The following is a 12,296-nucleotide window of genomic DNA, read 5'->3' as shown; positions in this document are numbered from 1 at the left end:
ATGAGCTTTACCTGCAAGACATCCGTGGCGGCCGCGGCAGCGGCACTCGCCCTGTCCGCGTGCTCGTTCGGGCCGAGCGGCGAGCCGCCAGCCATGCCGTCGCCCGCGCACTATGGCGCTGAGGCGCAGTCATCGAAAACGGTGGCTGCGGGTGGCGTTGCGCAGACATTCGATGTCGGCGCGGCTCCCATGCCGCAATGGTGGCGGCTTTACCGCTCAGATGCGCTCGACGCCTTCGTGGACGAAGGCTTGCGCAACAGTCCGACACTCGCCGCGACACAGCGCACGCTCGCGTCAGCGCGCGAGCAACTGCGCGCACAGATCGGCGCATCGACGCTGCCGTCGATCGACGGCGCCGCGCAGGTCGAGCGCGCGCGTACGCCTATCGTTCCGGGGCTTGGACCCGAGCAGGTGCAATACAACTTTTTTGCTGGGCAGATCTTCACCCATTACACGTTCGACCTGTTCGGCCAGACGCGCTACATGAATTCGGCGAGCGCGGCGCGTGTGAACGTGCAGGCGTTCGAACTGGAGGCGTCGCGTCGGGCGCTCGCCGCGAACATCGTCGGTACTGCGATCAATTTGGCGGCGCTCGATCGGCAGATCGCGCTTACCGAACGGCTCGTTGCGGTGTCGAACGATGCTGCAAATGAGGATCAGCAGCGCTACACGCTCGGCTCTGTCTCACGCGCACAGGCGCTTGAGTCGAAACAGGGCGCTGCTGACATCGCGGCGACGTTGCCGTCGCTACGTCAGCAACGCGCGTCCTCTATCCACGCGCTGGCCGTGCTGATGGGGCGCACGCCGGATAACGCGCCGAGCGTGCCGGAACTCGATAGCCTGTCGCTGCCGGAGCACGTGCCCGTGGCCGTGCCGTCGGATCTGCTGCGCTCGCGCCCGGACATCGAGGCAGCCGACGCCGCCGTGAAGGCCGCCGCCGCGGATGTCGGCGCCGCGACCGCGCAAATGTTCCCGAGCCTGTCACTGACGGGCTCGATGGGACGAGGCGGCTTCAGCTGGCCGGCGGTGACCTCGGGCGCGGGCGCACTGTGGGCGATCGGCGCCGGCCTGTCGCAGCCAATCTTCCATGGCGGCGCGCTGTTCGCTCAGCGTCGCGCGTCGGTCGACGCCTACGACGCTGCCGTGCTGCACTATAAGGCGACGGTGCTGTCCGCTTTCCAGGATGTGGCGAATTCGCTGGCCGCGCTGGATAACGACGCGCAGATGCTCGCTTCGTCGGACGAAGCCGCGGACGCCGCTCGCGCGGCATTCGAGGACACGGCGTCGCGACACCGCATGGGCTCGCTGCCTTCGACGGCACGACAGGCGAGCGAGTCGCGTTACCTGAACGCGCAGATTGCCGCCGTGCGCGCAGCCGGTCAGCGCATGAGCGATACGGCGGCGCTGTTTCAGTCGATGGGCGAGTTGCCCGCCACCCCGCAGAGCGCAGCCGCGGCGCGATGACCGGGTGTTCGTGACAGTGGCGAGGACAGTCGGGCCGGACCGGCGCCGAGCAATCGGTTCAAATATGAGGAAGCCTTGCGCGGAGCGGGGAGGACAGCACTGTCCTGTCCGCAATTGCACACTGCGCGAAAAGGGCGGTTACGTGCTTTGAGGAATGAGTGGGTGCGAACGGCGGGGAAACCATCCCTTTGCGTTATCTGCAGGATGCCTCGCTGATTTTTCCGTCGACGCAGAATGCGATCCGGCTCATATGCTCAGCGCTTCGCGAAATAGCGAGGTATCGCTGCGAGACGCTCGACAACCACGGCCGGGACACTATCAACTCAGCCCTGATCGACGGCTTCCTCGACGGTGGGCAATGGACGGGTAGCGATCTTTTCCGCCTCCGCGCGCTTCAGTCCGAGCGTTTGCAGCAACATTGCTGCCGTGCGCTCGGGAAAATGCTCGCCGCTAAAGCCCAATTCTGTCAGCACGCCCGCCGCGCTGGCGCCCGGCACGACGAAGTTCAACTCGGCGGCGATGGCACACAGCACCGTGCCGCCCACTGCGAGAAATCCGATAAAGGGGTCCGCCACGACGAACCGCTTCGCCGCAATCCCGTTGCCGATGTCGCGCAGCAGTCGCTGACCGAGTCCGCGGCTCATTGCGCGCGCAGAAAACCCTTCACGTATCAGAAAACGTCCCCACACGGGATCATGCCGCGCCCGAAGGACCGTATGGCGCACAGAGACGGCGACTACTTCTGCAGGGTCGGAAACGCCGCCTGTAAGGCGATCGAGCATGTTCGCGAATTCTTCAAACACGTTGTCGACAAGCGTCGCATAGATCGCTTCCTTCGATTCAAAGTGGTTGTAAAACGAGCCGAAGCCGACGTCAGCGGCCTCCGTGATTTCGTTGATCGCCACGCCCTCCATGCCTTTTTCGGCCATCAGCCTGAGAGCAGCGTCGAGCAGACGGGTTCGCGTCTCACGCTTGCGACGTGCACCGCGCGGCTCCCGTTCTTCGGCAACGGGTACGGGGGCGACGGACGTGGCAACGGTGGAACGCTTGCCTGCCCGGCGATTTGTCGTGTTGGTCATCGTGATCCCTGATCTGCACATACCGCGCAGTATAGATTCGAATCTCTATATTGACAAAATCATCAGCGATGAGTTTAATGTCATCAAAGGCCTCGACGAGCCGATTCGACCAGAACCGATGGAGTGATCATGGAGACAGCAGCCAGAAGCGGTGCCGCCCCCCGGCGTTGGCATTGCGCCGCCCGCGCGCCGATGCGGGCATCCGTACCCGCTTTCGATAGCGCGTCGGCGAAGCATCTATTGCCGTTCGATCCTGCCGCCAATGCGGCAGGTTTCAAAGTCGAATCGGCCGTTGCGACCGAGTGAGGTTCCGACATGAAACTGACTACTGCACAGCCCGCTCGTCATCCCCATCCGACGGCAAAAGCGACCGCATTGGCCTATCTGGTATTCGAGCGACCGGACCTCGAACAAGCGGAGCATTTTCTCAACGACTTTGGGCTTCAAACGGTATCGCGGGACGAGGCGCTGCTTCTTCTGCGCGGCACGGAGGCTTCGCATTTCTGTCATGTGGTGCGTAGGGCGCCGAAAGCGCGGTTTGTGGGGTTCGGCCTGCAAGTCGACAGCCGCGAGGAGCTTGATGCGCTGGCGAAGCTGCCGGGCGCGTCCGATGTAGAAAACTCCGCGCTACCGGCCGGCGGCTACGTGGTGCGGCTGACAGACCCTTCCGGTTTCGCTATCGATGCGATATGGGGCCAGGCACCCGCGTCAGCGTTGCCGCACCGCCTGCCGTTGCCATTCAATTCCGTCGATGCCATCGTTCGCGTCAACGATACGCAGCGACCGCCCGAGCGCGCTCCAGAGGTCATCCGGCTAGGGCATGTCGTACTCGAACTCGCCGACTTTCAGGAAACCTGTGCCTGGTACACGCGGCACTTCGGGTTCATCCCGAGCGACGTACAGGTGCTTCCCGACGGCTCGCCGGCGGTCGCATTCATGCGTCTCGATCTTGGCAGCAAGCCGGCCGATCATCACACGCTAGCGCTTGCTCAGGGATTCGCCGCGACCTACAGCCATAGCGCTTACGAGCTCATCGACGCGGACGCGGTCGGTATGGGCCAGCGCGTTTTGCGCGACAGTGGCTGGTCGCACGCGTGGGGGATCGGCCGACATATCCTGGGCAGCCAGATTTTCGACTACTGGCAAGACCCGTGGGGCGACAAGCACGAACACTACTGCGACGGCGACCTGTTCACGTCCGATGAGCCAACGGGAATCCATGCCGTGAGTCGCGAGGCAATGGCTCAGTGGGGGCCGACCATGCCGCGCAGCTTCACGAAGCCCAAATTCACGCCGACGAGCGTTGTGGTGCTTTTCAGAAACCTGCGTTACAGCCCTGACCTGACTTTGAGCAAGCTGCGAACGCTGGCGAAGATTTTCGCCTGAACCCAGGCATCCCTATTGATCCGGAGAATTGAACAATGGCACTTCACGTCCTGCATTATCTTCATCATGGCCGTGCCCAGTGGGGCGTGGTCGCGGAGGGCGCCATCACGCCGATTCCAGGCGAGTACGAGTCGACCGCTGCGTTCATCGAGGCCAATCCGGTGGAGCGGCTCGTGATACTCAGCGGTCCATCGATTCCCGAATCGGAGGTGCAGTGGCTGTCGCCCATAACCGCCGACCAGCAGTTCATCTGCCAGGGCGCGAATTACCGCCAGCATATGATCGAGTCCGGCATGGACCCGGACGTCAAGAAGTTCAACATGATTTTCACGAAGCCACCGAGCTGTATCGTTGCGGCGGACTCAGCCATCGTGAAACCACGCGCGGTGCGGTTCCTTGACTATGAGATCGAACTCGGTCTCGTGCTCAAACGCGATATCACCTCGGCTGAGACTGTCACCGAGGAAAACCTGCACGAGTACATCGCGGGCGTTGTGATCGTCAACGATTATTCAGCGCGTGATATCCAGATTCCGCAGATGCAGTTTTACAAGGGCAAGAGCTTTCGGACATTTGGCCCTGTCGGCCCTTATCTTTGCCTGCTCGAGAAGCATGACATTCCGAAGCTGAAAGAGCTCGTGCTGACGCTGACGGTCAACGGAACCGTCCGCCAGAACGACACTACTGCTGGCCTTGTCTATGGCCCGGCAGAGACTCTGACTGAGCTTTCCCGTGTGCACGACCTGCGCACGGGTGACCTCCTTGCAACCGGTACACCATCTGGGTGTGCGCTGAGCATTCCTTCACCAGAGAAGCTGCGCGCTGCGGCGCAGTTGTCCGAAGAGGATAAATGGCGGCTTTTCCTGAAGATGCAGGAGGACAGGCCTCAGTATCTTCAGGTGGGAGACGTTGTCGAGGCATGGATTGTCAGCCTCGACCGCTCAATCAACCTGGGCGTGCAGCAAAACGTCGTCGTTGAAGAGGCAGTATGAAAGACGCCGCAAAAGGACAGGATGTTCTCGCTATCGAAGCATTGGGACAAGTGCCGGAGCTTCCGTCGAGCACCTACGAAATGATCTGCAGGGGCGCTGCCATCAATCCATCGGCGCCCGCGCTTTCCTTCTTTCGAACAGCCGATGACTATGCGAGCCCGGAGTGCTGGACATACAGCGACCTGTTGCGTGATATCACGCGCACCGCAAACATGTTTTCGCGGCTGGGCGTGGAAAGGAACACTGTCATCGCCTATATGCTGCCCAATCTTCCAGAGACACACTTCGTGATCTGGGGAGGCGAAGCGGTCGGAATTGTCTGCGCGATCAATCCACTGCTTGAAAGCGAAGCCATCGGCGAATTGCTGAAGGCATCAGGTGCCAGCGTGCTCGTAACGCTCGCGCCGTTCCCCGGCACTGAACTATGGCAAAAAACGCAAGCGGTGTTGCATCATGTCCCCGCCATAAAAGATCTCGTGCTCGTTAATCTGGCCGACCGGATACCGGGGGAAAAAGGATTGACGGCCCGGATACTACAACGTGGCGAAACCGCGAGTCTGCATGGCAAAGGCGGCGTGCGCAGCGCAGTTCCTGCGCAGATCCGGATCCATGATTTTGGCACCGCGATGGCGAACGAGTCCGGAATCTCGCTCGACAACTCGCCCTCGGCGAGGATCGACGATATTTCGTCCTGCTTTTGCACGGGCGGCACCACGGGATTGCCGAAGATCGCGATGCGCCGGCACCGCAACGAGGTTACCAATGCGTGGAACACGGGGCGGTTTCTCGGCAAAAGCATCGGTCCGGGCAAAACGATATTTTGCGGACTGCCGCTATTTCATGTGAATGCCGTGATGGTGACAGGTCTGCTGGCCTTCTCGCGGGGCGCTCATGTCGTTCTCGGCACACCGCAAGGATATCGCGGCGACGGTGTTGTAAAGCGCTTCTGGGAAATTGTTGAACATTACCGCATCAATTTCTTCAGCGGGGTGCCAACGCTCTATGGGTCACTGCTCGAGGTTCCTATTGGCGAGCACGATATTGGTTCGCTCGAGTATGGGTTATGCGGCGCCGCGCCGATGCCAGTCGAATTGCTTCGCAATTTCGAGCATCGCACGGGGATTCGAATCCTCGAGGGCTACGGACTCACTGAAGGAGCGTGCGTGAGCAGCGTTAATCCGCCGCTTGGTGAACGCAGGGCGGGCTCGATTGGCCTTTGCCTTCCCGGTCAGGCAATGAAGGTCGTAGTGGCCGATGAGGCCGGCCGGTATACACGAGATTGCGCGGCAGATGAAGTCGGCCAACTGGTGATCTCCGGACCGAATGTGTTCGTTGGATATTCCAGGCCAGAGCAGAACAGTGGGATCTGGATGGACCTCGGCGACGGCGAACGTTGGCTCAATACCGGCGATCTCGGGCGCCGTGATGCCGACGGATACTTCTGGCTCACGGGCCGGAAAAAGGAGCTGATCATTCGGGGCGGTCACAATATCGACCCAGCGGCTATCGAAGAAGCCCTGCATCGTCATCCCGCGGTTCAGATTGCCGCCGCCGTGGGCCGGCCCGACGCGCATGCGGGGGAGTTGCCGGTCGCCTATGTCCAGCTCAAACCAGACGTCACGACAACCGAAGCGGAACTGGCCGTATTCCTGCGCGCCTGCATTAGCGAGCGGGCTGCGCTTCCTAAGGCAATCCGCGTCATCGATACGATGCCGCTGACAGGCGTCGGCAAGATCTACAAGCCGGCGCTGAAATGGCGAGAAATGGCGGACGCGTTGCGATCCGCGCTCGTTGAGGCGGGCATCAGCGATGCAGCGGTGAGCATCGTCGAAGACGCCGGTCGCGGGCTGATGGCTCATGTCGAGCTCAACAGCGTCGAGCTCGAAGAACTGGCGCGCGCGACGCTCGCGCGCTTTCCATTCGGTTTTTCGCTTTCCGTCCCGGCGATCTCGAGGGGTAACGCGGGTCACGCCTGAACGTCAGTGGCATTGGTTGTCGAGCAAGAGCAGTGGCTTTTGGATGGAGACGAAGATGGGTATTGCACCGGAAGCGACGTTGCGATCGCTTGTTGAAAAATGGCTCGGCTCCGTTTCGGCAACGCCGCTGCGGATTACCCGACGGGGTCGCGCGCAGTCGAATCAGGGAGTCTACGTACACATCGAACTGGTTCTGCCAGGGGAAAGCGTTGGCCTGTTTTTCTTCCGGCACTCCGATGGTTCGTGGCGCGTGATCCCGCCGGAAGCTGCGCGCCCGTCAATGCGGGCTCACTGACATATCCCGTTCTCGAGAGCGCGTCGTAATCTCACGCCAGGCATAGATCTGTAGCCAGGCGCCTTTACTGCGGGCGCGAAGAAGAAGAGCGGTGAAAAGCGTCATCAGAGACGCGCGAAAGCGCGTCATTTCATTTAGTACGACTCCATAAGAAGCGCGCCTGACTTCGTTCGATGCAATCGAACGAAGTCAGGCCGACACCACGCGGTCAAGGGCGCCCCATGAAGCGCCGTGACCGGCAGGGCGACAAAAAACTATTCAGCCAATGAGACAGGAGAAGACACGTGATGAATGACAGGAGAACGGTTCGTGCCGCTGGTTTCGCGGTGTGCTTCTGCGCGGTCGCGTTTGCTGGTAACGCGCTCGCGCAGACGGCCGGGAGCTTCACCGTGGCGACCGGGTGGCTCCACGTCGCGCCACAGAGCAGTGCAACGCCGCTGACCGTGGAAAGCGTGGGTGGGATGACAGTGAATCAGCAACTGCCCGGTACTGGGGCGCATGCGACGTCCACGGACACAATGGGGATCACGACCGAGTATTACGTCACCGAACACATCGGCATCGCGACGCTCATCGGACTCCCGCTCACGGTGGATCTGGTCGGGGATGGCTCGCTCGCGAAGTATGGCACTCTGGGCTCGACACGGCCGATTCCGCCCGCGCTTGTCTTTCGATACCACCTGCTTTCCGCCCAGTCGAAGTTCCGTCCTTTCATTGGGCTAGGCGTGAACTATACCTGGTTCACCCAGGTGCGCACGACGAACAGTCAGTTTGTCACTGACAGTCTCGGTCCAGGTGGGTCGGCGCACGGATCCCTCAGTTCATCCTGGAACCCGGTATTCGAGATCGGGGCTTATTACGCGATAACGAATCACTGGTCCGTGGGGGCGAGTGTCGGTTACGTTCCTGTAAAGACTCACCTTACGCTAGACGGGACAACGGCTAATGGGACGCAAATCGTTTCGAGATCGACGATCCGTATAAATCCCGTAAATGTCTTCCTGAATGTCGCTTATACCTTCTAGCCCACAAGGACAGCGTTTCATGCGCCGGACACGGCGGAATACGTTCAACCAGTTTAGAGGTTCAAATGCACAACAAAATGAGGAAATGCGACCATTCGATACACGCTGATGACGCCCCGATGGGCGTAACGCTACGGCGTACGCTTTCCGTCGCGCGCGTGGGAGTAATGGTTGTGCAAGCGGTTTGGCTATCTCCTGCTTCAATGTTTCATCTCGGGTGAAACCATGAAGCGACAAGTGCTCAAATCGATTCTGTTCGCGCTGCCCAAAGTACTCGACCTGACGGCACGCCGTTTTCCCGCCTATCGTCAGCGCCTCAAGGAGCGGGACATTGCCGCCAGGATCGGGCTGATGGATCGGAGCGTCGGCCGCGTCCTCGAAATCAGGAACGGTCGCATCCGGTCGCGCCCTTGCACGCGTGGGCAAGCCGACGTGAGCATCCTGTTCAAGGATGTCGCCACGGCCCTGAAATTTCTTTCCCCACGGCAGGACCATGCTGAAATTATTCATGCGGCAAAGAACTTCAAGGTGGTGACGGAAGGCGACGATGAACTGCTGGTGTGGTTCATGCAAACGCTCAGTATGATGCAAACCATTGGACTGCCGATGGGCACGCCAATGCGGGACGGCACACGCCGGTACACGACCTGCACGAACGGTGGCCCATTGTTCGTGTACGTGAAGGATGGTCGCATCGTTCGGGTGACGCCCATCGATCTGGACGGCAAGGACGCTGCCAGCTGGGAAATCGAGGCGCGCGGGCGACGTTTCAGCCCACCACGGCGAGGCCTCGTTGCACCGCACGCATTGGCGATCAAGTCGCTTGTCTATTCCGACAAACGGATTCTTCATCCGTTAAAGCGCGTTGATTTCGACGCAGACGGCGAGCGCAATCCGCAGAACCGCGGCAAGTCGGGCTACGTGCGGATCAGCTGGGACGAGGCGCTGGACATCGTCGCGAAAGAAATCAACCGGCAGAAGCGTGTTCACGGTCCCGGCTCAATTACGTTCCCCATGTCGTCGCATCATCAGTGGGGGAACATCGGCTACTACCTCAGCGCGCTCACCCGCTTTGCCAATCTGATTGGCTTCACTCGGGTTGCCGCGAATCCGGACAGTTGGGAAGGCTGGTACTGGGGTGCGATGCATCACTTCGGCAATTCGATGCGCGTCGGTGTGCCGTCAGGCTATGGCGGCATTGAAGACTGCCTGAAGGAGGCCGAGATGATCGTCTTCTGGTCTTCCGATCCGGAAAGCACTAACGGCGCGTATGCGGGATTCGAGGGTACGCCGCGGCGCCTGTGGGCCAAAGAACTGGGCATCGAGTTCGTTCACATCGACCCACACTGCAATCCGACCGCGCAGTTGCTGGGCGGGCGTTGGATTCCCGTGCGACCGCAAACCGATGCCGCTCTCGCGACCGCGATCATGTACGTTTGGGCCGTGGAGGGTTTATACGACGAGGACTACGTTGCCAACCGCACGACCGGCTTCGACGAGTGGCGCGCCTATCTGCTGGGCGATACGGACGGCGTGCCGAAGACGCCCGAATGGCAACAGTCCGAGACCGGCGTGCCCGCCAAGGACGTGCGGGCGCTCGCTCGCCTGTGGGGGAAAAAGAAGGCCTATCTCTCTGTCGGCATGACAGGCGCGGGATTCGGCGGGGCAGGACGCGGCGCGACCGGGGCGCAATGGGCGCGCTGCGTGATCATGATGATGGCGATGCAGGGGTGGGGCAAGCCGGGCGTCAATTTTGGGTGTCTGCAGTTGGGTGCTCCGCACGACCTCCACTTCTATTTCCCGGGCTACGCGGACGGCGGGATGTCCGGCGACCTAGCGTGGACCGCCAATGCCGTCAACAACTATCAGCGCATGCCGCACATCCTGACCATGAATCCCGTCAAACAGATGGTCCCGCGGCAGCAGCTACCCGATGCCATCATCAACGGCCATGCGACGGGATACCTGTGGGACGGTATGTCTCAGGAAGCGCAGTTCGCGCCGTTCAGCTACCCGATGCCGGGCTATTCACCGATCCACATGATCTATCGCTATGGCGGGTCGGCTTTCAGCACCGTCACGAAGTCCGGATGCTGGGCGGATGCTTATCGACATTCCAGCATCGAGTTCGTGGTGAACCAGTCGATCTGGATGGAAGGGGAGGCGCAGTTCGCCGACATCATTCTGCCGGCTTGCACGTCGCTCGAGAGATGGGATATCGGCGAGTGGTCGAATTCGGGCGGCTACGCGCATCATGGCTTCAACACCGTCAATCATCGCATGGTGACGATGCAGCACAAGTGCATCGAGCCTCTAGGCGAATCCCGCTCGGACTACGATATCTTCGCCGCTATTCTGACGCGTCTTGGTCTTGGCGGTGTCTTTACCGAGGGTTGCGGCGAACTCGACTGGGTCAAGCGGGTATTCGAGTCGTCGGATCTGCCGGATCACGTCACGTGGCGCGAATTCTGCCGCAAAGGCTATTTCGTCGTACCGCCAGAAAAGCCCGAATTGCGCCATCCCGTCGACATGCGGTGGTTCGCCGAAGGTCGGCGTAAGGATTTGCAGGAACCGCATCCGATGCCGTCGCAGTATGCCGAAAAGTTCGGGATGGGCCTGCAGACGCCGAGCGGCAAGCTCGAGTTCGTGCCGGAGTTGCTTAAGCGGCACACCGCCGATAACCCCGAGCGACCCCCGCTGAACCGGTATATCCCGTCCTGGGAGGGATTGCGCAGTGAATTGGCCCGGCGCTATCCGCTGCAACTGATAGCAACTCACAGCCGCTATAGTTTTCATACCCATTGCGACGGCAAGAATTCGTCAGTCAACAGCGTCGAGGATCATCGTGCGCTGATCGGCGGGCATCGCTTCTGGCTGCTGAGGCTTGGGTTCGCAGACGCGGCCGCGCGGGGCATTGCTCATCGCGACCTCGTCAAGGTCTACAACGACCGCGGCGCCGTGATCTGTGCGGCTGATGTGTCTGCTCTGTTGACCCCGGGCGTCGTCAAGTCGTATGAGGCAAGCGCGGAATTCCAGTTGATCGAAGTGGACGGCGAACGTGTCGAGATCGGCGGCTGCATGAACATGCTCACGCCCGACCGGTCGCAAACGGCAGGCACCAGCAGCATGAGTCCGAACTCATGCCTCGTACAGGTCGAAAAATGGAAAGGCGCCGATGCGTTCCTGCTCGGTCGCGCAGCGTGAGGAGAAACGCCATGAGCAAGTGGAATCTGGTTATCAAGGTCGGGCGCTGCGAGAACTGCCAGAACTGCGTGATCGCCGCGCGCGACGAGCACGTTGGCAACGAGTTTCCTGGTTACTCGGCACCGGCTTCGGCGGATGCCGAAAGCGCCATTCGCATCATGCGCCGCGTGCAAGGCGATTCGCACATGGTCGAGACGACGTACCTGCCGGTGATGTGCAACCACTGCGACGACGCACCTTGCATGCGTGTAGGCGGCGATGCCATCCGCAAGCGCGCCGACGGCATCGTCATCATTGATCCGGACAAGGCGCGGGGCAGAAAGGACCTTGTCAAGGCCTGTCCATACAAGGCGATCGTATGGAACGAGGCATTGCAACTGCCGCAGACATGGATCTTCGATGCCCATCTGCTGGATCAGGGTTGGCCGCACCCGCGATGCGAACAGGCGTGCCCAACGGGCGTTTTCGAAACCGTCAGGCTCGATGACGCCGCGATGGCAGAGAAGGCCAGACGGGAAGGACTCAAAGTTCTGGAACCGAGGTTAAAAACCAGTCCCCGCGTCTGGTACAGCGGCCTCGATCGTTGGGAGACGTGCTTTATCGGCGGTAGCGTCAGCGCGCAGGTGGGGCAGGTCGTCGAGTGTGTCGCTGATGCGGCCGTTGCGTTGTACTGGTGCAATCGGAAGGTGGCCGAAACCGTCACCGACGCGTTCGGCGATTTCCGGTTCTCGCGGCTCATCAAAGATAGCGGCCATTATCGGATCGAGATTCGTCATGGCTTGGGCAATGCGTTGCGCGAATGCGTATTGGGCGAGAGCGTGTATGTCGGCGAGATCGGCCTCGTGCAGTCGACGAACGCGGTTGAGGTGGACTGA

At 60.9% G+C, this 12,296-nt stretch carries 10 protein-coding genes; 9 read left to right on the top strand and 1 reads right to left on the bottom strand.

Annotation, left to right across the window (positions count from 1 at the left end; translation table 11 throughout):
* Positions 1-1,464 carry an efflux transporter outer membrane subunit gene (locus tag QFZ94_RS36520; RefSeq protein WP_429462878.1) on the top strand — a complete coding sequence of 488 codons (1,464 nt, stop codon included), beginning with the start codon at positions 1-3 and terminating at the stop codon, positions 1,462-1,464.
* Between the two features lie 323 nt (positions 1,465-1,787).
* Here QFZ94_RS36520 and QFZ94_RS36515 read toward each other — a convergent pair whose 3' ends face one another.
* Complete coding sequence (locus QFZ94_RS36515) at positions 1,788-2,543, bottom strand: TetR/AcrR family transcriptional regulator (protein ID WP_368585051.1); 756 nt, start codon at positions 2,541-2,543, stop codon at positions 1,788-1,790.
* Between QFZ94_RS36515 and QFZ94_RS36510 the strand changes: the two genes are divergently transcribed.
* From QFZ94_RS36510 to QFZ94_RS36475, 8 genes are all read left to right on the top strand, one after another.
* The gene (locus tag QFZ94_RS36510) at positions 2,494-2,670 is read left to right on the top strand and encodes a hypothetical protein (protein ID WP_429463702.1); all 177 of its coding nucleotides are present in this window, start codon (positions 2,494-2,496) and stop codon (positions 2,668-2,670) included. The genes QFZ94_RS36515 and QFZ94_RS36510 overlap by 50 nt on opposite strands.
* 188 nt (positions 2,671-2,858) lie before the next feature.
* Entirely contained in the window at positions 2,859-3,929 is a 1,071-nt protein-coding gene (locus tag QFZ94_RS36505) for a VOC family protein (protein WP_429462877.1), read from the top strand.
* A 35-nt stretch (positions 3,930-3,964) separates the two neighbouring features.
* Complete coding sequence (locus QFZ94_RS36500) at positions 3,965-4,921, top strand: fumarylacetoacetate hydrolase family protein (protein WP_429462876.1); 957 nt, start codon at positions 3,965-3,967, stop codon at positions 4,919-4,921.
* Positions 4,918-6,897 (top strand): acyl-CoA synthetase, encoded by a 1,980-nt coding sequence (locus QFZ94_RS36495; protein ID WP_429462875.1) that lies wholly within the window; start codon positions 4,918-4,920, stop codon positions 6,895-6,897. Before QFZ94_RS36500 ends, QFZ94_RS36495 begins: the two co-directional genes overlap by 4 nt.
* A 55-nt stretch (positions 6,898-6,952) precedes the next feature.
* On the top strand, positions 6,953-7,192 hold the full coding sequence (locus tag QFZ94_RS36490) for a hypothetical protein (RefSeq protein WP_429462874.1): 240 nt from the start codon (positions 6,953-6,955) through the stop codon (positions 7,190-7,192).
* A gap of 287 nt (positions 7,193-7,479) precedes the next feature.
* Positions 7,480-8,217 (top strand): OmpW/AlkL family protein, encoded by a 738-nt coding sequence (locus QFZ94_RS36485; RefSeq protein WP_368585091.1) that lies wholly within the window; start codon positions 7,480-7,482, stop codon positions 8,215-8,217.
* A gap of 225 nt (positions 8,218-8,442) precedes the next feature.
* The gene (locus QFZ94_RS36480; RefSeq protein WP_429462873.1) at positions 8,443-11,421 is read left to right on the top strand and encodes a molybdopterin-dependent oxidoreductase; all 2,979 of its coding nucleotides are present in this window, start codon (positions 8,443-8,445) and stop codon (positions 11,419-11,421) included.
* 11 nt (positions 11,422-11,432) lie between these two features.
* Positions 11,433-12,296: a 4Fe-4S dicluster domain-containing protein gene (locus tag QFZ94_RS36475; RefSeq protein ID WP_368585045.1), complete on the top strand. Its 864-nt coding sequence runs from the start codon at positions 11,433-11,435 to the stop codon at positions 12,294-12,296.

Origin of the sequence: Paraburkholderia sp. JPY465, assembly GCF_050436725.1 — a bacterium.
Taxonomy (GTDB): Bacteria; Pseudomonadota; Gammaproteobacteria; order Burkholderiales; family Burkholderiaceae; genus Paraburkholderia; species Paraburkholderia youngii.
The sequence above is the reverse complement of the archived record's forward strand: the minus strand, read 5'-3'. Positions and strand labels throughout refer to the sequence as shown.

Bases quoted from the DNA above. Each gene is read 5' to 3' on its own strand.
- QFZ94_RS36520 (WP_429462878.1), top strand. From the start codon at position 1: ATGAGCTTTACCTGCAAGACATCCGTGGCGGCCGCGGCAGCGGCACTC.
- QFZ94_RS36515 (WP_368585051.1), bottom strand. From the start codon at position 2,543: ATGACCAACACGACAAATCGCCGGGCAGGCAAGCGTTCCACCGTTGCC.
- QFZ94_RS36505 (WP_429462877.1), top strand. From the start codon at position 2,859: ATGAAACTGACTACTGCACAGCCCGCTCGTCATCCCCATCCGACGGCA.
- QFZ94_RS36500 (WP_429462876.1), top strand. From the start codon at position 3,965: ATGGCACTTCACGTCCTGCATTATCTTCATCATGGCCGTGCCCAGTGG.
- QFZ94_RS36495 (WP_429462875.1), top strand. From the start codon at position 4,918: ATGAAAGACGCCGCAAAAGGACAGGATGTTCTCGCTATCGAAGCATTG.
- QFZ94_RS36490 (WP_429462874.1), top strand. From the start codon at position 6,953: ATGGGTATTGCACCGGAAGCGACGTTGCGATCGCTTGTTGAAAAATGG.
- QFZ94_RS36485 (WP_368585091.1), top strand. From the start codon at position 7,480: ATGAATGACAGGAGAACGGTTCGTGCCGCTGGTTTCGCGGTGTGCTTC.
- QFZ94_RS36480 (WP_429462873.1), top strand. From the start codon at position 8,443: ATGAAGCGACAAGTGCTCAAATCGATTCTGTTCGCGCTGCCCAAAGTA.
- QFZ94_RS36475 (WP_368585045.1), top strand. From the start codon at position 11,433: ATGAGCAAGTGGAATCTGGTTATCAAGGTCGGGCGCTGCGAGAACTGC.